Below are 20,179 nucleotides of genomic sequence, written 5' to 3'. Positions count from 1 at the left end.
TTGCTTCGCTCCGGGCATGACCGGATGCATCGCCTTCCTCCTCAACGGCGAACCTCGCCGCCTGCCGCCCGCCACGCCCCCCGGCCTCACCCTGCTGGACTGGTTGCGCGCCCCTGACGGCGCGGGGCTGCCCGGCACCAAGGAAGGCTGCGCCGAGGGCGATTGCGGCGCCTGCACCGTGGTGCTCGAGGAGGCGGATGGCAGCCGCATCCCGGTCAATGCCTGCCTGGCCCTGCTCGGACAGATGCATGGCCGGGCGATCCGCACGGTCGAGGGGCTGGGCGGGGGCGCGGCGCCGCATCCGGTGCAGCGCGCCATGGCGGAGGGCGACGCCACGCAATGCGGCTTCTGCACCCCCGGCATCGTCATGTCCGCCTGGGCCCATGCGCGGGAGGGCGGGGCGGCCGATGAGGCGCTGGCCGGCAATCTCTGCCGCTGCACCGGCTACCGGCCGATCCTGGCGGTGCTCGAATCCCTCACCGATGACGGGGCGCCGCCGCCCTCCCCGCCCCCCGTGGAAAGCGCCGAGTTCATCGCGCCCGGCCAGGTCTTCCACCGCCCGGCCAGCCTGGCCGAGGCCCTGGCGCTGCGTGCCGCTCACCCGGAGGCCTGGCTGCTGGCCGGCGGCACCGACCTCGGCCTGCGCGTCTCCGAACACCGGGAAAGGCCGGGGCGCATCCTCGGCCTCTCCGGAGTGGCGGAGCTGCAGGCGCTGGCGGTGCATCCCGGCCGGCTGCGCATCGGCGCCGGCGTCACCTATGACCGGCTGCTGAAGGCCATCGCGCCCCTGCCCGATCTGGCGCCGCTCGCCGCCTATCTCCGCCGCCTCGGCTCGCGGCAGATCCGCGGCATGGGCACGCTGGGCGGCAATCTCGGCACCGCCTCGCCGATCGGCGACGCCCTGCCGCCGATGCTGGCCCTCGGCGCGGAGCTGGTGCTGGCCTCCGCCGCCCGCGGCGAGCGGCGCCTGCCGGTGGCGGAGTTTCTCACCGGCTATCGCCGGACCGCGCTGGCGCCGGACGAGATCATCGCCGCCATCGACCTGCCCCGCCCGCCCGCCGGCGCGATCCTGGCCTGCGAGAAGCTCTCCAGGCGGCACGACCAGGACATCTCCGCCGTCTCCGCAGCCTTCCTGCTGCGGCTCGGGGAGGGTGTCATCGACGGGGCGCGGCTGGCCTTCGGGGGCATGGCCGCCACCGCCACCCGCGCCCCCGCCGCCGAGGCCGCGCTGGTTGGCGCGCCGCTGGCCGAGGCCAGCTTCGAGGCCGCCGCCGCCGCCCTGGCGCGCGACCTCACGCCGCGCGACGACTGGCGCGGCAGCGCGGCGTACCGGATGCGGGGCGCGCAGGGCCTGTTGCGGCGGCTCCACTGGCGCGCCGCCCGGCCCGACCTGATGCTCGAGGTGCAAGGCTGATGGACACCCCGCCCCCGAGCCGGACCGGCATGGGCGCCGCGCTGCGCCAGGACAGCGCGCTGCGCCACGCCACCGGCGAGGCCCGGTTCCTCGACGACCTGCCCGAGCCCCCTGGCCTGCTGCACGCCGCCCTGGCCCTCTCCCCGGTGGCGCATGGAAGTCTGGCGCCGCTCGACCTGGCCCCGGCCCGCGCCGTGCCGGGGGTGGTCGCCGCCTTCGGGCCGGCCGAGGTGCCGGGACGCAACGACATCTCGCCCAGCGGCAAGGCGGCGGAGGTGCTCTTCGCCACGGGCCATGTGGCGCATTGGGGCCAGCCGCTGGCCCTGGTGGTCGCGACCACGCGCGACGCGGCCCTGGCCGGCGCCGGCGCGCTGCGGCCGGAGATCGCGGAGTTGCCGCCCATCCTCTCCATCGAGGCGGCGCTGGAGGAAGGGGCGCTGCTGATGCCGCCCCAGGTGATCGCGCGCGGCGACTGGGAAGGCGCCCTGGCCGCCGCGCCGCGCCGCATCCAGGGCGAGTTCCGCTGCGGCGGGCAGGAGCATTTCTACCTGGAAGGTCAGATCGCGCTCGCCATCCCCGGCGAGGATGGCGATCTCGTCCTGCATTCCTCCACCCAGCACCCGACCGAGGTGCAGCACATCGCGGCCCGCGTGCTGGGCTGCGACTACAACCGGATCACGGTGCAGTGCCGGCGCATGGGCGGCGGCTTCGGCGGCAAGGAGAGCAACGCCTCCTGGATCGCCGCCGCCGCCGCCCTGGCGGCCCGGCTGACCGGGCGGCCGGTGAAACTGCGCCTCTCCCGCCGCGCCGACATGGCGGCGACCGGCAAGCGCCATCCCTTCCTCTACCGCTGGCGGGCCGGGATCGACGCGCGGGGCCGCGTCCTCGCGCTGGACGCGACGCTGGCCGCCGATGGCGGGCACAGCCTGGATCTCTCGGGCGGCGTCATCTTCCGCGCCGTGACCCATGCGCTGAACGCCTATGACGTGCCGGCGGTGCGGATCACCGGCCTCGCCTGCAGGACCAACACCGTCAGCAACACCGCCTTCCGCGGCTTCGGCGGGCCGCAGGGCGCGCTGCTGATGGAGGACGTGCTGCACGGCGCCGCCCGCGCGCTGGGCGTCCCGGTCGATTCGTTGCGAGAACGGAACTTCGCCGGCGGGCCGAATGGCGCCGAGACCCCCTATGGCCAGGCGCTGGAGGGCGACCTCATCCGCCGCGTCTGGGCCGAGGCGCGGCGCGACGCGGACTGGGAGGCGCGCCGCGCGGAGATCGATGCCTTCAACGCCGCCCATCCGACGCTCCGCCGGGGCCTCGGCGGCTTCGCGCTCGCCTTCGGCATTTCCTTCGGCATCATGGCGATGAACCAGGCGGGCGCGCTAGTGCATGTCTACACCGATGGCTCGATCCGCCTGAACCATGGCGGCACCGAGATGGGCCAGGGCCTGTTCATCAAGATCGCCCAGGTGGTGGCCGAGGTGTTCGGCGTCGAGGTGGAGCGCATCCGCATCACCGCCACCTCCACCGCCGAAGTGCCCAACACCGCGCCCACCGCCGCCAGCACCGGCTCCGACCTGAACGGCTGGGCGGCGCATCAGGCGGCCTCCGCCATCCGCGCCCGCATGGCCGCCGTCGCCGCCGCGCTGTGGAAGGTGGAGGCGGCGGCGCTGCGCTTCGCCGATGGCCGCGTCACCGCCGGCAACCACGCCATGGACTTCGGCGAGCTGGCGCAGCAGTGCTGGGCGCAGCGCGTCAGCCTCTCGGCCACCGGCTTCTACAGGACGCCCGACATCCACTGGGACCCGGTGGCGATGCGCGGCGAGCCCTTCTTCTACTTCTCCTACGGCGCCGCCTTCGCCGAGGTGTTGGTCGATACCCTCACCGGCGAGTACCGCGTCACCCGCGCCGATCTCGTGCAGGATTGCGGGCGCTCGCTGAACCCGGCCATCGACCGCGGGCAGATCGAGGGGGCCTTCCTGCAGGGGATGGGCTGGCTGACCTGCGAGGAGCTGTGGTGGGACGCGGCGGGGCGGCTCCGCACCCTGGGCCCCTCCACCTACAAGATCCCCGGCTCGCGCGAGATGCCGAAGGCCTTCCACCTGCGGCTGCTGGAGGACAGTCCGGCGCGGGCCAACACCATCTTCCGCTCCAAGGCGGTGGGGGAGCCGCCGCTGCTGCTGGCGACCTGCGTCTGGAACGCGCTGCGCGACGCGGTCTCGCCACTCGGCGAAACGCCACGGCTCGACCTGCCGGCGACGCCGGAGCGCGTGCTGGCGGCGCTGCGGAGGGGGGCGCAGGTCAGGCAGCCGTGAATGGACAGCCACCCCTCCGGACATCCAGCCTGCCCCGGCAACAGGAGGCGGCACCATGGCGGACGACAACTGGCCCGAGATCCCCTATGCGCCCTGGCGCGAGACCTGCGCCGCGCTGCACCTCTACTGCCAGGTCCTCGGCAAGTACCGGCTCGCCCATGCGCCCTGGGTCAACCATTCCTGGCACGCCACCCTCTATCCGGAGACACGCGGCCTCACCACCGGCCCGGTGCCGGACGGGCCCGGCGGCATCACCCTGGGGCTGGACCTGACCGGCCATGCCGCCTGGGGTCAGGCGGCGGACGGGCGGGAGGCGCGCTTCGCGCTGGGGCCGATGTCGGTCGCGGCGTTCCATGCCCGGCTGCTGGAGATGCTGCGCTACCTTGGCGGCACGGCGCAGTTCCATGGCATCCCGAACGAGGTTCCCGATCCCGTCCGCTTCACCGAGGACACCGCGCCCCGCCCCTACGACGCCGCCGCGGTGGCGCGCTTCCACCGGGCCCTGCTCTCGGTCAGCCATGTGTTCCGGCAGTTCCGCACCGGCTTCCTCGGCAAGGTCAGCCCGGTGCATCTCTTCTGGGGCAGCTTCGACCTGGCGGTGACGCGCTTCTCCGGCCGCGCCGCGCCGCCGCATCCGGGCGGGGTGCCCGGCCTGCCCGACCCGGTGACGCGCGAGGCCTACAGCCACCAGGTCTCCTCCGCCGGCTTCTGGCCGGGCGGCGGCGGGGTGGAGGAGCCGGCCTTCTATTCCTACGCCTATCCCGCGCCGGAGGGTTTCGCGGCGGCGGCCGTGCGGCCGGCGACGGCGCGCTTCGACACCGGGCTCGGCGAGTTCCTGCTGCCCTACGAGGCGGTGCGCCAGGCCGCCGACCCGGCGGCGCTGCTGCTCGAATTCCTGGAGAGCAGCTATGCCGCGGCGGCCGATCTCGGCCGGTGGGACCGGGCCGCGCTCGACTGCGCCATGGGCCGGCCCGGCCGGCCGCGTCCGGTCTGAGGGTTCCGGCGGGGGAGGGCGCTCAGAGTCCCAGCTTCCGCGCCGCCCCGCGCAGGAAACCGCCGAGCGCCGCGTGGAATTCCGGCTCGTCGAGCAGGAAGGCGTCGTGGCCCTTGTCGGAGTCGATCTCGATGAAGGAGACATTGGCCGCCGCCGCGTTCAGCGCCCGGACCAGCTGCCGGCTCTCGCTGGTGGGGAAGAGCCAGTCGGAGCTGAAGCTCGCCACGAAGAAGCGCGTGCGGGTGCCGCGGAAGGCGGCGGCCAGATCCCCGCCATGCTCGGCGGCGAGGTCGAAATAGTCCATCGCCCGGGTGATGGTGAGGTAGCTGTTGGCGTCGAAGCGGCGGACGAAGGTGCTGCCCTGGTGGCGGAGGTAGCTCTCCACCTCGAAGACATCCTCGAGGAAGTTCAGCGCCGAGGCGCCGCGCAGCCGGCGGCCGAACTTCCGCGTCAGCGCCTGCTCCGAGAGATAGGTGATATGCGCCACCATGCGCGCGACGGAGAGGCCCTTGGCCGGGATCCGCCCATCCTCCCAGTAGCGGCCGCCCCGCCAGTCCGGGTCGGAATGGATGGCGGCGCGGCCGACCTCGTGGAAGGCGATGTTCTGCGCGCTGTGGTGCGTCGCCGTCGCGATCGGCGCCGCCGCGTGCACCATCTCCGGGAAGGTCGCCGCCCATTCCAGGCACTGCATGCCGCCCATCGAGCCGCCGACCACGGCCAGCAGCCGGTCGATGCCGAGATGCCCGACCAGCAGCCGCTGCGCGCGCACCATGTCGCGGATGGTGACGGGCGGGAAGTCGATGCCCCAGGGCTCGCCGTCCTCCGTTCCGTCGCGCGGGCTGCGCGGCCCGGTCGAGCCCATGCAGCCGCCCAGCACATTGGCGCAGATGACGAAGTAGCGATCGGTGTCGATCGGCCGGCCGGGCCCGACGATCGCCTCCCACCAGCCGGGCTTGCCGGTCAGCGGCTGCCGCTCGGCCAGGTACTGGTCCCCGGTCAGGGCATGGCAGACCAGCACGGCATTGCTGCGCGCGGCGTTGAGCCGGCCATAGGTGCGGTAGGCCACGTCCATGGGGGCGACGACCGCCCCGCAGTCGAGCGCCAGCCCCTCGGGGAAGCGGACATGGCGGTGCGCCACGGAAGCGCCGGGGGCGGCGGGCATCGAAGGGATCGGCTGCGCCTGACTCATGATGCCGCAAGCAATAAGATGGCGGGCGCCTCAGGTCCATCATGCCCGATCCCGCCGCCGGCTCCAGCGGGGCCGGATGGCTTCCGGCTTGGCGGCGGGGCGGGGGGGCTCTATTGCTGGCGGCCGATGCGTGATCCGACCGCCGAACCGCCGCCCGCCGCGCCGCTCCCGGCCTCCTCCGCGCCGCCCGCGGCGACGGACCTCGCCACGCTGCGCGCCCGGATCGACACCCTCGACGATGCCCTGCACGATCTGCTGATGCGCCGCGCCGATCTGGTGGCGGAGATGGCCGGCGGGCGGGCGAAGGGCGGCGGCGCCATCTTCCGCCCGGGGCGCGAGGCGGCGATCCTGCGCCGCCTGCTGGCCCGCAACCGCGGCGCCCTGCGGCGGACAGTGGTGCTGCGGGTCTGGCGCGAGATCATTGCCGCCTCCCTGGCGCAGCAGGGTCCCTTCTCGGTGGCCGTGGCGCCCGGAGAGGCGCTGGCCGGGCTGGCGCGCGGCCATTTCGGCGGGCTCACGCCGCTGCGTCCCCATCCCACCCCCTGCCTCGCCCTGGCCGCGCTGGAGCGGGGCGAGGCCAGCCTGGCGGTGCTGCCGGCCCCGTGCGAGGAGGAGCCGGCCGAGGCGGCCTGGTGGACCCGGATGCAGGCCCCCCGCCTGCAGGTGGTCGCCGCCCTGCCCTTCCTGGCCGCCGGCGCCGCGCCGGGCGCCTGTGTCGTGGCCGCCCTGCCGCCGGAGCCGACGGGGCGCGACCACAGCCTGCTGCGCCTCGTGCCGGTGCCCGGCCAGCCGCGCGACCATGCCGTCGCCGCCCTCGGGGCCGCGCTGGAGGCCGCCGGCCTGCCGCCGCTGGCCCTGCTGTGGCGCGAGCAGCCGGAGCCGGCCATGCTGGCCGTGGTCGAGGGCTTCCTGGAGGCGGGCGATCCGCGCCTCGCCGCCCTGCCCTTCCCCCATCTGCAGATCCTCGGCGCCTATGCCGAGCCCGAGCCGGAAGAATGAGCCGATGACCGTGCCGCCGCGCCCCACCATCCTGTCGATCGAACCCTATGTCGGCGGCGAGTCGAAGATCCCGGGGGTCAACCGGATCATCAAGCTCTCTTCCAACGAGGGCGCCTTCGGTCCGCCGCCCGGCGCCATCGAGGCCGTCGCGCGCGCCGCGCGCGAGGCGCACCGCTACCCGGACGGCAATGCCCGCGCGCTGCGCGAGGCGATCGGCGCCCGCTTCGGCCTCGACCCCGCGCGCATCGTCTGCGGCAACGGCTCGGACGAGCTGATCACCCTGCTCTGCCTCGCCTATGCCGGCGAGGGCAGCGAGGTCATCATGTCGGCCTATGGCTTCATGATGTACGACATCACCGGCCGCGCCTCGGGCGCGCGGGTGCTGAAGGTGGCCGAGGTGCCGGCGGAGGGCGGCGGGATGCAGGCCGATATCGACGGCATCCTGGCCGCCGTGGGCCCGCGCACCCGCCTCGTCTTCCTGACCAACCCGAACAACCCGACCGGCACGCTGCTGCCGAATGCCGAGCTGGCGCGGCTGCGCGCCGGCCTGCGCGACGACATCCTGCTGGTGCTCGACAGCGCCTATGCCGAATACGTCACCGCCCCCGGCTACGATCCCGGCGAGGCGCTGGTGGATGCCGCCGGCAACACCATCATGCTGCGCACCTTCAGCAAGATCTTCGGCCTGGGCGGCATGCGCGTCGGCTGGGGCTACGCGCCCGCCGACATCATCGACGTGCTGAACCGCGCGCGCGGGCCCTTCAACGTCGCCGCCGCCAGCCAGGCCGCCGCCGTCGCCGCGCTGGCGGAGCCGGGCTGGGTGGAGCGGAGCGTCGCGCACAACAGCGCATGGCGCGAGCGGATGAGCACGGCGCTGCGCGGCGCGGGCATCGACGTCTGGCCGAGCCAGACCAACTTCATCCTCTGCGACTTCGGCGCGCCCGAGGCGGCGCGGGCGGCGGATGAGAGGCTCAAGGCGCGCGGGCTGATCGTGCGCGGCATGGGCGGATACGGCCTGCCGCGCTGCCTGCGCATCACCATCGGCACCGCCGAGGAGTGCCAGATGGTCATCGACGCGCTGGCGGCCGGATAAGCGGCATGGCCGCCCCCCTGTTCCGCCGCCTCTGCCTGATCGGGCTCGGGCTGATCGGCTCGTCCATCGCGCGGCTGGCCCGCGAGCGGGGCGACATCGCCGCCGAGATCGTCGCCTGCGACCACGGCGTCGGCGTCGCCGCAAGGGTGCGCGAGCTGGGCCTTGCCGATGTGGTCGAGGTGGACGCGGCCGCCGCCGTGCGCGGCTGCGACGCGGTGATCCTCTGCACCCCGGTCGGCAGCTTCGCCGGGCTGATGGCGCAGATCGCGCCGCATCTCGAGCCCGGCTGCGTGCTGACCGACACCGGCTCGACCAAGGGCTCGGTGCTGCGCGACCTGCAGCCGCTGCTGCCCGACGGCGTGCATCTCGTGCCCGGCCACCCGATGGCCGGCACCGAGCATTCCGGCCCCGATGCCGGTTTCGCCACCCTGTTCGAGGGCCGCTACTTCATCCTGACACCGCCGCCCGGCACCGATACGGAGGCGGTGGAGAAGGTGGCCGAGCTCTGGCGCCGCGCCGGCGCCATGCTGGAGAGCATGGACGCGGCCACGCATGACAAGGTCGTGGCCATCGTCTCGCACCTGCCGCACCTGATCGCCTTCACCATCTGCTCCACGGCGGACGATCTGGCGCAGGAGACGCGCGGCCAGGTGCTGAAGTTCGCCGCCTCCGGCTTCCGGGACTTCACCCGCATCGCCTCCAGCGACGTGGACATGTGGCGCGACATCTTCGTCAACAACCGCGAGGCGCTGCTGGAGATGCTGGCGCGCTTCTCGGAGGATGCCCACGCCCTGGGCCGCGCCGTGCGCTGGAACGAGACGGAGTTCATCGAGGACCGCATCCGGCGCGGCCGCAAGATCCGCCGCAGCCTGATCGAGATGAAGCAGGCCTGACCGGCCCGGGCGGCGCGGCGCCCCCCGGACCTGCCGGGTCGGCTCATTCGACGATCTGGAACTCGCCTTCCAGATGCAGCTCCACTGCGTCGCTCACCGCCGGGATGACGTAGTCGACGCCGAACTGCGACCGTTGCAGCGTGGCGCGGCCGTCGAAGCCGATGGTGTAGCGCTGGCTCACCGGGTGCACGCCGGCCGCGTTGAACACCGCCTCGAAGCTGACCGGCCGCGTGACGCCGCGCAGCGTCAGATCGCCGGTGATGCGCGCCGTGCGCTCGCCGGTGCGCTCGATCCGGGTCGAGACGAAGCGCGCCTCGGGGTGGCGCTCCACATCGAAGAAATCGGCGCCGCGCAGATGATGGTCGAGCCCCTCATGCAGGGTGCCGCCCTTGCCCATCGGGATGGTGACGCGAAGGCTGGAGCGCTCCAGCGCCGCCGGATCGAGCGTCAGCTCGCCCCGCACCTCGGTCAGCTGCCCGCTGTAGCGGGAGAGCCCGAAGTGATCGACCGTCCAGGTGATCTTGCCGTGATCGGAATCCAGGACATAGGTGCCGGCGCGGACGGCGGCGGGGTCGCGGTTGAAGGACGCGGCCGGCTGCGCCACCAGGGGCGAGAGAGCCAGCGGCGAGGCGGCGAGGGCGGCAAGCAGCAGCCCGGCCGAAAGAATCTTGTTCACGGCATGCTTCCCGGCATGATTCCGGCGGGGCGCCACGCCCCGCCTCGGCCCGAGGTGGCGACGGCGCCGCGGGAATCAACCATCGACGCCGGCCGCCAGATGCTCGCGCAGCCGCTGCGCCTGCGGGCTCGGCGCGCCGCCCTGCCGCCAGCACAGCCTGAGCTCGCGCACCGCCCAGTCCTCGGCCAGCCGGACCATGGCGAGGCTGCGCGCGTGCCGCAGCGCCGCGCTCCGCGGCAGGATGGCGATGCCGGCGCCGGCCGCGACCATGCGGCAGACCGGATCGCTGCCGCCCAGGCTGACGCGCAGCCTGAGGTGCCCGCCGAGCCGCGCCGCCGCCTGCCAGGCCAGGTGCGCCTGCAGCGCGCTCTCGGCGCCGAGGCCGATGAAGTCCTCGCCCAGCAGCTCGGCCAGCCGCAGGCCGCGCCGCCGCGCCAGCGCGTGGCCGCGCGGCAGGATCACCACCAGCCGGTCGCCCCGGAAGGGCGCGGAGTCCAGCCCCTCCACCCCCGGCAGCGCCCAGTCGGCGGCGATGCCGAGATCCGCCTCGCCGGCCATCAGCGCCGCCAGGATGGCCGGGCTCGGCCGCTCGCGCAGATCGATGTCGATGCGGGGATGGGCCGCCAGGAAGCCGGGCAGGACGCGCGGCAGGATCTCGCCGCAGGCCGCGCCATTGGCCCAGAGCCGCACCAGCCCCCGCGCGCCCCCGGCATGCTCGGCCAGCTCGCCGCGCAGCCGTGCCATCTGGTCCAGCACCTGCTGCGCATGCTGCAGCAGGGTCAGGCCGGCGGCGGTCGGGCGGGTGCCGCGCCGGCCCCGCTCCAGCAGGCGCAGGCCGGCCTGTTCCTCCATGCCCCGGATGCGGGCGCTGGCGGCCGCCAGGGCGAGGTGGCTGCGGGCCGCCCCGGCGGTGATGCTGCCCGCCTCGGCCACGGCGCGGAACAGGCGCAGATCGGTCAGGTCGAAATGCATAGGCCGGGCCCTGCCTTCGTCATGGGCGAAGACTGCCTTGCCCAGCCTCGCATTGTGCGCGCCCCGGCCGGCGGCGCAAGCTGCCCCCCATGAACACCGAGATCCTGCTCTGGACGGCCATCAGCCTCTGCTTCTTCCTGGCCGGCATGGTGAAGGGCGTCATCGGCCTCGGCCTGCCGACGGTCGCCATCGGCCTGCTCGGCCTGTTCCTGCCGCCGGCCCAGGCGGCCTCGCTCCTCCTCCTGCCTTCGCTCCTGACGAATCTCTGGCAGGCCGCCTCCGGCGGCGCGCTGGGCGCCCTGCTGCGTCGGCTGGCACCGCTGCTGGCCGGCATCCTGGCCGGCACCGCCCTCGGCGTCGCCCTCGGCATCGGGCTGGGCCAGGCCGACGCGGGCCAGGCCCGGCTGGTCCTGGGGCTGGCGCTGATCCTCTACGGCCTGTTCGGCCTGGCCGAGCGGAGCCTCGCCCTGCCGCTGCGCCACCAGGGCTGGGGTGGCGGGCTGGCCGGGCTCGTCACCGGCGTCATCACCGCCGCCACGGGTGTCTTCGTGATGCCGGCGGTGCCCTATCTGCAGGCGCTGCGCCTAGAGCGCGCCGAGTTGCTGCAGGCGATGGGCCTCTGCTTCACCGCCGCCACCCTGGCCCTGGCGGGCGGCCTGGCCGGCGGCGCGGGGCTCGGCGGCGACGCGCTGCTCGGCTCGGCCCTGGCGGTGCCGCCCACCCTGCTCGGCATGGTCGCGGGGCGGCGGCTGGCCCTCTCGCCCCGGCTGTTCCGCCGGCTGTTCTTCCTCGGCCTGCTGGCGCTGGGCCTGCATCTCGCCTGGCCAGGCTGAGGCGCCTTCCCATCTGGAGGGCATGACCGAACCGGCACCGCTGATCCTGAGCCTGGAACCCGACGCCACCAGCCTCGCCCGGCTGGAGGCCCTGCGGCGGAGGCATTTCCCGCCCGCGCGCAACCGGACCCCGGCGCATCTCACCCTGTTCCACGCGCTCCCCGGCGAGGCGCTCGAAGCGATCACCGCCCGGCTCGCGGCCGTGGCCGCGGCGACGCCGGTCCTGCCCCTGGCCTTCACCGGCCCGCGCAGCCTGGGGCGTGGCACCGCCATCGCCGTGGAGAGCGCGCCGCTGCACCGCCTTCGCGCCGGGCTGGCGGAAGCCTGGCGGCCCTGGCTCGGCGCGCAGGACCGCCAGGGCTTCCGCCCGCATGCGACGGTGCAGAACAAGGTCACGCCCGAGGCGGCCCGCGCCCTTCTCGAGACGCTGCGGCAGAGCCTGCCGCCATGGGAAGGAACGGCGCAGGCGCTGCTGCTCTGGCACTATCGCGGCGGGCCGTGGGAGGCGGGCGGGCGGTTCCCTTTCACGGCACCGCCGCCGGCACCCGGCGCGGGCTGAGGGCCGGCATGCGCCTGCAACCCGGATGGCCGCGCCCGCGCTAGCTGCGGGAAGCTCCGCGAGATCCCCCATGACCGACCCCACCCCCCGCCCCCAGGCCGACCAGGACCGGGCGGACGCGAAGTCCGATGCCGAGATCGAGAGCAGCGGCGGGCCGCTGACGCCCGACGAGGAGGAGGAGGTCGAGGAGCATGCCAAGCTCCGCCCGCTGGCCATCTACGAGGTGGTGCGGCAGGAGGGCGTCGAGGAGCTGGGCCGCCCCTGGCAGGGGCTCTGGTGGTCTGGCCTCGCCGCCGGCCTCTCCATCGGCATCTCCATCACCACCGAGGGCACGCTGCACGCGCTGCTCCCCGAGGCGCCCTGGCGGCCGCTGGTCGAGAGCCTGGGCTACACGGTCGGCTTCCTGATCGTCATCCTGGCGCGGCAGCAGCTGTTCACCGAGATCACCCTGACGGCGGTGCTGCCGGTGCTGGCGCATCCGACGCGCAAGTCCCTGGGCGCCCTGGCACGCAACTGGTCCGTGGTGCTGGTGGCCAATCTGGCCGGCACCGCCATCTTCGCCGGGGTGCTGGCCACCGAGGGCTTCCTGCCCGGCTTCGTGTCCAAGGGAGCGCAGGCGATCTCCGAACACATGATCGAGGTGACGCCGTGGCAGGCCTTCCTGCGCGCCGTCCTCTCCGGCTGGATGATGGCCCTGCTGGTCTGGATGCTGCCGCTGGCCGAGGCGGCGCGCTTCTGGGCGATCGTGCTGATCACCTACCTGATCGCCCTGTTCGAGCTGTCCCATGTGGTGGCCGGCTCGGTGGAGATCTTCCTGCTGGTCTTCGAGGGCCGGATCGGCCTGCTGCACGGCGCAGCCACCTACCTGCTGCCCTTCCTCGCCGGCAATGTCATCGGCGGCTCGGCCCTCTTCGCCCTGCTCGCCCATGTCCAGGTCTGGCAGGAGATGCCGGACAGGGAGGCCAGGGCGCACCCGGCCTCCCGGCGGCGGCCTACTTCGTACTCGGATAAGCCCGCGGATGGGTGATCTGGTCCGGCGGCCCCGGTGGCCGCACCGGGCCGGGCCGGCCGCAGGCGGCGAGCAGCGGCAGCAGCAGCGCCAGCGCCAGCAGCGCCGGGAGGGCCCGCCTCATGCCAGCCGCTCCCGCCATTCGGCCGCCATGCGCCGGACATTGACCGGCGCCGTGCCGCCATAGGAGGTGCGCGAGGCGACCGAGGCCTCGACGCTCAGCACATGGAAGACGCCGCCATGGATGCGCGGCTCCTCGGCCTGCAGCTCCTCCAGCGACAGGCCGGAGAGGTCCACGTCCCGCGCCTCCGCTCGTGCCACCAGGCGGCCGGTGACGTGGTGCGCGTCGCGGAACGGCAGGCGCAGCTCGCGCACCAGCCAGTCGGCGAGGTCGGTCGCGGTGGAGAAGCCGGCGCCGGCGGCCTCGCGCAGCCGGGGGCCGTCCGCCTTCATGTCGCGCACCATGCCGGCGGTCGCGGCCAGCGCCAGCGCCATGGTCTCGGCCGCGTCGAACAGGCCCTCCTTGTCCTCCTGCATGTCCTTGCCATAGGTCATCGGCAGGCCCTTCATCACCGTCAGCAGCCCGATCAGCGCGCCGGAGACGCGGCCGACCTTGGCGCGCACCAGCTCGGCGGCGTCCGGGTTGCGCTTCTGCGGCATGATCGAGGAGCCGGTGGTGTAGGCGTCGGACAGCTTGACGAAGCCGAAATAGGGGTTCGTCCAGAGCACGATCTCCTCCGCGAAGCGGGAGAGGTGCGTCGCGCAGATCGCCAGGGCGGCGAGGAATTCCAGCGCGAAGTCGCGGCTCGCCACGGCGTCCAGGCTGTTGCGCATCGGCCCGTCGAAGCCCAGCGCGGCGGCGGTCATGTGGCGGTCGATGGCGAAGCCGGTGCCGCAGAGCGCGGCCGAGCCCAGCGGGCTTTCGTTCATCCGCGCGCGGCAGTCGCCGAGGCGGGAGCGGTCGCGCCCCAACATCTCGACATAGGCCAGCAGGTGGTGGCCGAGGGTGGTGGGCTGCGCCGGCTGCAGGTGGGTGAAGCCCGGCATCACCGTCGCCGCGTGCTCGTCGGCGCGCTCCGTGAGGGCGCGCATCAGGTCGGCGAGCTGGCCGTCGATGCCGTCGATCGCGTCGCGCACCCAGAGGCGGACATCGAGCGCCACCTGGTCGTTGCGGCTGCGCGCGGTGTGCAGGCGCTTGCCGGCCTCGCCGATGCGCTCGGTCAGCCGCGCCTCGATGTTCATGTGGATGTCCTCCAGCGCCTCGCTGAAGGGGAAGTCGCCCGCCTCGATCTCGGCGGCGATGCCGGAGAGGCCTTCCCTGATCGCGGCCTCGTCATCGGCCGAGATGATCCCTACATGGCGCAGCATGGCGGCATGGGCCAGGCTCCCGCGGATGTCCTGCCGCCACATCTTGCGGTCGAAGCCGATGGAGGCATTGATCGCCTCCATGATGGCCGAGGGGCCGGCGCTGTAGCGCCCCCCCCACTGCTGATTGCCCTGGCTGCGGCCTGAACTGGACCCGCTGGAGCTGGACCCATTGGAACTGGACAAGGAAGGATCTGCCTCGTGTTGCTCGGACGCCGCCCTCTGCTCTCGCTGCTCGCGGCCGGGGCGACCCTAACCACGCTGCTTCGGGCACGGCAAGGGATTGCGGCGGCGCCGGGCCCGAAGCCCTCCGCCAGCGAGGCCCCCGAAGGCCTCGCCAAGCTGGAGGCCATCCCGCCCCGCCCCGCCCCCGCGCTCGACTTCACCGACGCGCAGGGACAGCCCGCCAGCCTCGATGCTTTCCGGGGCAAGGCGGTGCTGGTGAATTTCTGGGCCACCTGGTGCCCGCCCTGCGTCGCCGAGATGCCGGCGCTGGACCGCGCCCAGCAGGCGCTCGGCCCCGAGGGCTGGGTGGTGCTGGCGCTGTCCTCCGACCGGGGCGGCCGCGCCCAGGTCGAGGCCTTCTACCAGCGCACCGGCGTGCGCAGCCTCGGCGTCTGGCTCGATCCCAAGGGCGCGGCGGCGCGCGCCGCCGGCTCGCGCGGCCTGCCGACCAGCCTGATCGTCGACCGCGCGGGGCGGGAGGTGGCGCGGCTGGAGGGCGCCGCCGCCTGGGACCATCCGGCCTTCCTGGCGCGGCTGCGCGCCCTGGCGGAGGGCCAGGACACGACCTGACCGGGCGCGCCCCTGGGTCGCCCCGGCGGCCCTCCCGATCATCGCTTCTTCCGGCGGAGGCCAGGGTCTAGCCTCGCCGGTGGCGCAACAGCCGAGAGGAGATCCGGATGCCCCGACCGAGCATCGTCATCGAAAGCGACAGTCGCGAGGCGGTGGCGCTGGCCCTGCTGCAGCTCGTGCTGCGGGCGGAGGACGCGCCGCGCGATGCCGCCGGCATCCTGGCCGCGTATCGCGACTGCCTCGACGCCGTGCGCGGCCCGGCGCCGCCGCTCGCGGCGGAGCCGCTGGCCCTTGAGGAGGAGGAGCCGGCCAGCATCGGCGAGGAGGATGCCGCGCCGCGGATCGCCCCGCCGCCCCCGCGCCGCCGCAAGCCGCGCAAGGGCTGAGCGCCCCCTCTCGACGGCCGCCGCGCCCGGCGCGACACTCGCCCGACGGATCCGGATGGATGAGGGAGCTGGCATGACGGAACTTTGGCGCCTTGAGGCCCATCAGATCGCGGCGCGCGTGGCGGCGCGGGAGATCTCGGCGCGGGAGGTGGCGCAGGACGCCCTGGCGCGTCTCGCCGCCGTCAATCCGGCCATCAACGCCGTGGTGCAGGAGATGCCGGAGGAGGCCCTGACGGCCGCCGACGCGGTGGATGCGGCATTGGCCCGCGGCGAGGCGGCGGGGCCGCTCGCCGGCGTGCCGGTCACCATCAAGGTGAATGTCGACCAGAAGGGCCATGCGACGACCAATGGTCTGCGCATCCAGCGGGAGCTGGTCGCCACCGAGGACAATCCGGTGGTGGCCAACCTCCGGCGCGCCGGCGCCGTCATCATCGGGCGGACCAACACGCCGGCCTTCTCGCTGCGCTGGTTCACGCGCAACGCGCTGCATGGCCATACGCGCAACCCGCGCAATCCGGCGCTGACGCCGGGCGGCTCTTCCGGCGGCGCCGGGGCCGCGGTCGCGGCCGGCATCGGCGCCATCGGCCATGGCACGGATATCGGCGGCTCGATCCGCTACCCGGCCTATGCCTGCGGGGTGCACGGGCTGCGGCCGACGCTGGGCCGGATCCCGGCCTGGAACCCCTCCGGCGCCGAGCGCGCCATCGGCGCCCAGCTGATGGCGGTCTCCGGCCCGCTGGCCCGCTCCATCGCCGATATCCGCCTCGCCCTCGCCGCCATGGCGGCCGAGGATCTGCGCGACCCCTGGTGGGTGCCGGCGCCGCTGGACGGGCCGCCCATGCCGAAGCGCGCCGCGCTCTGCATCCGCCCGGAAGGCCTGGCGACGAAGCCCGAGGTGGAGCAGGCGCTGCGCGACGCGGCGCTGCGGCTGCAATCGGCGGGCTGGAGCATCGTCGAAACCGCCTGCCCGCCGCTGCGCGAACCGGCGCGGCTGCAGGCCATGCTCTGGCTGGCCGAATCCCGCCGCAACGGCAACACCGCCTATGAGCGCGAGGGCGATCCGGACGCCCGCTTCGTGCTGGTGCAGATGGAGCGCCTGGCCACGGCGCCCGACCTCGACGCCTTCCAGGACGCGCTGCAGGCCCGCGCCGGCTTCACCCGGCAGTGGCAGCTCTTCCTGCGGGACTATCCGGTGCTGCTGCTGCCGGTCTGCGCCGAGCCGCCCTTCCCCGACCTGCTGGACATCGAATCCCCCGCCGCCTTCGACCGGGTGATGGAGGCGCAGCTCGTGCAGGTCGGGCTGCCGCTGATGGGGCTGCCCGGCCTCACCGTCGCCACCAGCGGCGGGCGCGCGCCGATGGGCGTGCAGCTGATCGCCGGGCGCTACCGCGAGGACCTGCTGCTGGCGGCCGGCGCGGCGATCGAGGCGGCCGGCCCCGGCGTCGAGCCCTGCGACCCCGCCACTGCCTGACGGAACGGCGCCGCCGGCCCCAGGAACGGATGGTCGAACCGTCGGCGGCGCCTCAGCCGATCCGCAACCAGCCCATCATGCCGGTCTCCAGGTGCTCCAGCACGTGGCAGTGGAACATCCAGTTGCCTGGCGCCGCCACGAAGGCGATCTCGGCGCGCTCGCGCGGCTGCAGCAGCACGGTGTCGGCCAGGAATCTCGGCAGGCCCTCCTGGCGCGAGAGCGACAGCACCTCGAAGGTGTGGCCGTGCAGGTGGATCGGGTGGGGGTGCGGCGTGGTGTTGTGCAGCTCGAAGATGTAGCTGCGGCCGGCCTTCAGCTCGGCCAGCGGCGGCGGCAGGTGGCGGTGGTCGCCCTGCGCGCCGCCGGGCCAGGTGGACTTGTTGATCGCCCAGAAGGTCTGGCGCCCGGTGCAGAGGCTGTCCAGCAGCACCTGCGCGAAGGGGTCCTCCAGCGGCAGGCCGGCGATATCCCCCGGCGCTGTTCCCGGCAGGCCAAGCGAGGCGCTGAAGGCGAAGGGCAGCCGCTCGGCGCGCGCGAGGTCGGCGCGCGGAACGCGGCCCGGGCGCAGCCCGCGCGGCGCGAAGGGGCGCGGCGACCGGGTGGAGGGCGCGGCGGTGAGGCGCGCGATCGGCCAGGGCGTGCGGGAGAAGTCGTCATGGAGCGTGACGGTCCCGCCCGCCGCCGGGGCGCGCAGCAGCAGATCGAGCCGCATGGCCGCGCCGACCCTCCAGCCCTCGAGCGGGGCGGGCGGCAACAGGGCATTGCCGTCGGTGGCGATCACCACGGCCTCCGCCCCCTCCACGCGCGGCGTCAGGGTGCGGGTGGCATCGAGGTTGAGCAGGCGGAGCCGCACATCGCCATGCGCCGGCACCGTGACCGAGAAGTCCGGCCGGCCGTTGACGGCGCGCCGCGTCCCGAAGGTGCCCGCCCGGCCGGCACCCTGTGGCGTTACGAAGGGCAGCCAGGCGCCATCCCCGGCCAGCCGCCAGTCCTTCACCGCCAGGACGATATCGGCATCGGCGGGCTCCGCCTCGTCGCCCTCCACCACCAGCACGGCGGCGAGGCCGCGCCCGACCTGCCCGGGCTCGTTGCAGTGCGGATGCAGGAAGAAGGTGCCGGTGTCGGGCGGCGTGATGTCGTAGGTGAAGCTCTGTCCCGGCTCGACCGGCGGCTGGGTGACGTATTGCACCCCATCCATGGCGTTGGGTCCGCGCACGCCATGCCAGTGGATGGTGGTGTGCTCGGGCAGGCGGTTCTCCAGCACGGCCCGGATGCTGTCTCCCTGCCGGATCCGCAGCACCGGCAGCAGGCCGTCCGTATAGCTCCAGATGCGCGAGGCCGGGCCTTCGGGACCCAGGAGGCGGGCTTCCCGCTCGGCGGCGACGAAATGCCATTCATGCCGCTGCCCCGCCTGCTGGCCCGCCTGGGCAGGCGCCGCCCTCGCCAGGCCGAGCCCCGCCAGCCCGGCGAGCAGACCACGGCGCCGAAGGGAGGAGAACCCGGTCATGCGCGGCGCGCGCGGCCGGGGATGGAGGAGGAGATCATGCCAGGACTCCGGCGGCGGGTAAGGTCTGAGGTCGACCCTAGCCCCGCTTCCGGCGAAAGTCCTGCTGGTTGCGAGCCGTTCGCAGGAACGGCCGGCCGGGGGACAACCCCCCGCTGTCAGTCGAGGCTGCGGCCCTGCGACTGCGCGGCCAGGGCACGGGCCATCTGGCTCAGGGCCTCCTGGTGCTTCTCGTTGTCGATCAGCGCGAAGTTGCGGGCCAGTTCGAGGCACATGCGCTGCCGCACGCCGAGGGGCTGCGCCGAGCCGTCCTCCGCCAGGCCCTCGAAGAACCAGGAGACCGGCACCGCCAGGACGGCGGCGATCTCGAAGAGACGGCCGGCGGAGATCCGGTTCAGGCCACGCTCGTACTTGTGCGCCTGCTGGTAGGTGACGCCGATCATGCTGGCGAGCTGCTGCTGCGACAGGCCCAGCATCAGCCGGCGCTCGCGGATCCGCGCGCCCACATGCTTGTCGGCCTGCTTGGCGCGCTGGGTCGAGGGATCCTCCGATTCCTCGCCCAGTGCGCGTGGCCCTGCCACGATGTCATCCACGTCGGTTGCGGCCATGCTGCTCATCCAGGAAGCGATGTTCTCAACCTCAAATAGGATAAGCCTGCGCAAACTTTGTCGCAGATCGTTCGGCCTCTTCTAACAATCGCGTGATAATTCAACTCGATTCAGAGGGATCCCTTAGGATTTTCCCGAATTGCTCTCGGCTTTCGCCAGACGCTGCCGCAGAAGTTGTACTTCCTCCCGCAGAGCCGCAACCTCATCCGCCTCCGCCGGCGCGCCGGGCGTGGAGTCGCGGCGCGGGAAGGGGCTGAACAGCGTCATGGCGCGCTCCATCATCGCCATGTTCTGCTTGCTGACCTCCTCGAGCCCGGCGAGCGGATTGACCATGGGCTTGAAGTTGCCCATGGCCTGCTCGACGGAAACCCGCATCTGCTCCTGCTGGCGCGCGAAGGTGCCCATGGCGGCCTCCAGATAGCGCGGCACCAGGGATTGCAGGCTGTCGCCGTAGAAGCCGATGAGCTGACGCAGGAAGGAGGTCGGCAGCAGGCTGCGGCCCTTGGCCTCTTCCTCGACGATGATCTGCGTGAGCACACCGCGGGTGATGTCGTCGCCGGATTTCGCGTCGTAGACGACGAAGTCGCGGCCGTCGCGGACCATGTGCGCGAGATCCTCCAGCGTCACGTAGGAGGAGGCCTCGGTGTTGTAGAGCCGGCGGTTGGCGTACTTCTTGATGACAACCGTCGGCCTCGTCGCGTCCTCGGCCACGTGCTGCTTCGCCTGCTCGGCCATGCTCTCTTCCTCCCGGTCCCGCTGGAGCGATGCGAGGACGCTAGCATGACACATCCCGCAGTGCGACAAGCGTCTGGTGGCGCAACGATCCCGCCCGCCCTTTCGCGCGCGCCATCCGGCGCTATGTTCCGGCGCGCGCCAGGCGGATTCCCGGTGAGGCCGGCAAGGCGGGGCGCCGCAACGAAGGATCGGTATGTCGCGCAGCGCGGGGACCGGGGCGGACGACCCGGAAGGCACGCTCGAGAGGCTGGCAGAGGATTGGATCACGCTGTGGCAGAGCGAGATCACGGCGCTGGCCGCGGATCGCGAACTGGCGGAGGCCTGGGCGGCGCAGGTCTCGCTGGCCGCCGCGCTCGGCGCCGCGCATCCAGG

Annotated in this window: 20 protein-coding genes; 12 read left to right on the top strand and 8 right to left on the bottom strand. The window is 73.6% G+C overall.

Translation table 11 applies throughout. The features are described from left to right. Nucleotides 1-16: 16 nt before the first annotated feature. From ACVMLK_RS12010 to ACVMLK_RS12000, 3 genes are read left to right on the top strand one after another with little or no spacing between them, the layout of a single operon-like run. Nucleotides 17-1,414 carry an FAD binding domain-containing protein gene (locus ACVMLK_RS12010; RefSeq protein ID WP_457486524.1) on the top strand — a complete coding sequence of 466 codons (1,398 nt, stop codon included), beginning with the start codon at nucleotides 17-19 and terminating at the stop codon, nucleotides 1,412-1,414. Continuing rightward, complete coding sequence (gene xdhB, locus ACVMLK_RS12005; protein ID WP_457486523.1) at nucleotides 1,414-3,726, top strand: xanthine dehydrogenase molybdopterin binding subunit; 2,313 nt, start codon at nucleotides 1,414-1,416, stop codon at nucleotides 3,724-3,726. Before ACVMLK_RS12010 ends, xdhB begins: the two co-directional genes overlap by 1 nt. 55 nt (nucleotides 3,727-3,781) lie before the next feature. Further along, nucleotides 3,782-4,720, top strand: coding sequence for a DUF5996 family protein (locus tag ACVMLK_RS12000; protein WP_457486522.1), 939 nt, complete (start codon nucleotides 3,782-3,784; stop codon nucleotides 4,718-4,720). A 22-nt stretch (nucleotides 4,721-4,742) separates the two neighbouring features. Here ACVMLK_RS12000 and metX read toward each other — a convergent pair whose 3' ends face one another. Then, entirely contained in the window at nucleotides 4,743-5,882 is a 1,140-nt protein-coding gene (gene metX, locus ACVMLK_RS11995; protein WP_422922655.1) for a homoserine O-acetyltransferase MetX, read from the bottom strand. Nucleotides 5,883-6,035: 153 nt separating this feature from the next. Here metX and ACVMLK_RS11990 point away from each other — a divergent pair, with 153 nt between their 5' ends. From ACVMLK_RS11990 to ACVMLK_RS11980, 3 genes are read left to right on the top strand one after another with little or no spacing between them, the layout of a single operon-like run. Further along, entirely contained in the window at nucleotides 6,036-6,908 is an 873-nt protein-coding gene (locus ACVMLK_RS11990) for a chorismate mutase (RefSeq protein ID WP_457486521.1), read from the top strand. A 4-nt stretch (nucleotides 6,909-6,912) separates the two neighbouring features. Then, on the top strand, nucleotides 6,913-8,001 hold the full coding sequence (gene hisC / locus ACVMLK_RS11985; RefSeq protein WP_457486520.1) for a histidinol-phosphate transaminase: 1,089 nt from the start codon (nucleotides 6,913-6,915) through the stop codon (nucleotides 7,999-8,001). A 5-nt stretch (nucleotides 8,002-8,006) separates the two neighbouring features. After that, on the top strand, nucleotides 8,007-8,894 hold the full coding sequence (locus tag ACVMLK_RS11980) for a prephenate/arogenate dehydrogenase family protein (RefSeq protein ID WP_457486519.1): 888 nt from the start codon (nucleotides 8,007-8,009) through the stop codon (nucleotides 8,892-8,894). 43 nt (nucleotides 8,895-8,937) lie between these two features. On the opposite strand, the gene ACVMLK_RS11975 is transcribed toward ACVMLK_RS11980, so the two are convergent. Together ACVMLK_RS11975 and ACVMLK_RS11970 are read right to left on the bottom strand one after the other, a co-directional pair. Beyond that, nucleotides 8,938-9,570 carry a YceI family protein gene (locus tag ACVMLK_RS11975; RefSeq protein WP_457486518.1) on the bottom strand — a complete coding sequence of 211 codons (633 nt, stop codon included), beginning with the start codon at nucleotides 9,568-9,570 and terminating at the stop codon, nucleotides 8,938-8,940. 75 nt (nucleotides 9,571-9,645) lie between these two features. Next, complete coding sequence (locus ACVMLK_RS11970; RefSeq protein ID WP_457486517.1) at nucleotides 9,646-10,542, bottom strand: LysR family transcriptional regulator; 897 nt, start codon at nucleotides 10,540-10,542, stop codon at nucleotides 9,646-9,648. 89 nt (nucleotides 10,543-10,631) lie between these two features. Between ACVMLK_RS11970 and ACVMLK_RS11965 the strand changes: the two genes are divergently transcribed. The 3 genes from ACVMLK_RS11965 (at nucleotide 10,632) to ACVMLK_RS11955 (ending at nucleotide 12,961) form a co-directional block, all read left to right on the top strand. Further along, nucleotides 10,632-11,375 carry a sulfite exporter TauE/SafE family protein gene (locus ACVMLK_RS11965; RefSeq protein ID WP_457486516.1) on the top strand — a complete coding sequence of 248 codons (744 nt, stop codon included), beginning with the start codon at nucleotides 10,632-10,634 and terminating at the stop codon, nucleotides 11,373-11,375. Between the two features lie 22 nt (nucleotides 11,376-11,397). Continuing rightward, nucleotides 11,398-11,934 (top strand): 2'-5' RNA ligase family protein, encoded by a 537-nt coding sequence (locus ACVMLK_RS11960; protein WP_457486515.1) that lies wholly within the window; start codon nucleotides 11,398-11,400, stop codon nucleotides 11,932-11,934. A gap of 70 nt (nucleotides 11,935-12,004) precedes the next feature. Further along, entirely contained in the window at nucleotides 12,005-12,961 is a 957-nt protein-coding gene (locus ACVMLK_RS11955; protein ID WP_457486514.1) for a formate/nitrite transporter family protein, read from the top strand. Here the strand turns inward: ACVMLK_RS11955 and ACVMLK_RS11950 are convergent. Beyond that, complete coding sequence (locus ACVMLK_RS11950; RefSeq protein ID WP_198365402.1) at nucleotides 12,927-13,067, bottom strand: hypothetical protein; 141 nt, start codon at nucleotides 13,065-13,067, stop codon at nucleotides 12,927-12,929. The genes ACVMLK_RS11955 and ACVMLK_RS11950 overlap by 35 nt on opposite strands. After that, complete coding sequence (argH, locus tag ACVMLK_RS11945; RefSeq protein ID WP_457486528.1) at nucleotides 13,064-14,392, bottom strand: argininosuccinate lyase; 1,329 nt, start codon at nucleotides 14,390-14,392, stop codon at nucleotides 13,064-13,066. The genes ACVMLK_RS11950 and argH overlap by 4 nt, the downstream gene beginning before the upstream one ends. A 117-nt stretch (nucleotides 14,393-14,509) precedes the next feature. Between argH and ACVMLK_RS11940 the strand changes: the two genes are divergently transcribed. The 3 genes from ACVMLK_RS11940 (at nucleotide 14,510) to ACVMLK_RS11930 (ending at nucleotide 16,960) form a co-directional block, all read left to right on the top strand. Beyond that, nucleotides 14,510-15,103, top strand: a complete 594-nt coding sequence (locus tag ACVMLK_RS11940) for a TlpA family protein disulfide reductase (RefSeq protein WP_457486513.1) — start codon at nucleotides 14,510-14,512, stop codon at nucleotides 15,101-15,103. A gap of 107 nt (nucleotides 15,104-15,210) precedes the next feature. Then, the gene (locus ACVMLK_RS11935; protein WP_422922645.1) at nucleotides 15,211-15,489 is read left to right on the top strand and encodes a hypothetical protein; all 279 of its coding nucleotides are present in this window, start codon (nucleotides 15,211-15,213) and stop codon (nucleotides 15,487-15,489) included. Nucleotides 15,490-15,562: 73 nt separating this feature from the next. After that, a complete protein-coding gene (locus ACVMLK_RS11930; RefSeq protein WP_457486512.1) occupies nucleotides 15,563-16,960 on the top strand; it encodes an amidase family protein in 1,398 nt (465 codons plus the stop codon). A 52-nt stretch (nucleotides 16,961-17,012) separates the two neighbouring features. Here ACVMLK_RS11930 and ACVMLK_RS11925 read toward each other — a convergent pair whose 3' ends face one another. From ACVMLK_RS11925 to phaR, 3 genes are all read right to left on the bottom strand, one after another. After that, nucleotides 17,013-18,467 (bottom strand): multicopper oxidase family protein, encoded by a 1,455-nt coding sequence (locus ACVMLK_RS11925; protein ID WP_457486511.1) that lies wholly within the window; start codon nucleotides 18,465-18,467, stop codon nucleotides 17,013-17,015. Between the two features lie 155 nt (nucleotides 18,468-18,622). Continuing rightward, nucleotides 18,623-19,072, bottom strand: coding sequence for a helix-turn-helix domain-containing protein (locus ACVMLK_RS11920; RefSeq protein WP_457486510.1), 450 nt, complete (start codon nucleotides 19,070-19,072; stop codon nucleotides 18,623-18,625). 123 nt (nucleotides 19,073-19,195) lie between these two features. Beyond that, the gene (gene phaR, locus ACVMLK_RS11915) at nucleotides 19,196-19,807 is read right to left on the bottom strand and encodes a polyhydroxyalkanoate synthesis repressor PhaR (RefSeq protein WP_198365396.1); all 612 of its coding nucleotides are present in this window, start codon (nucleotides 19,805-19,807) and stop codon (nucleotides 19,196-19,198) included. Between the last annotated feature and the right edge of the window lie 372 nt (nucleotides 19,808-20,179).

The organism is Teichococcus aerofrigidensis (assembly GCF_054073225.1).
Note: the sequence above shows the minus strand (reverse complement) of the source record. Positions and strands in the feature narration are given on the sequence as shown.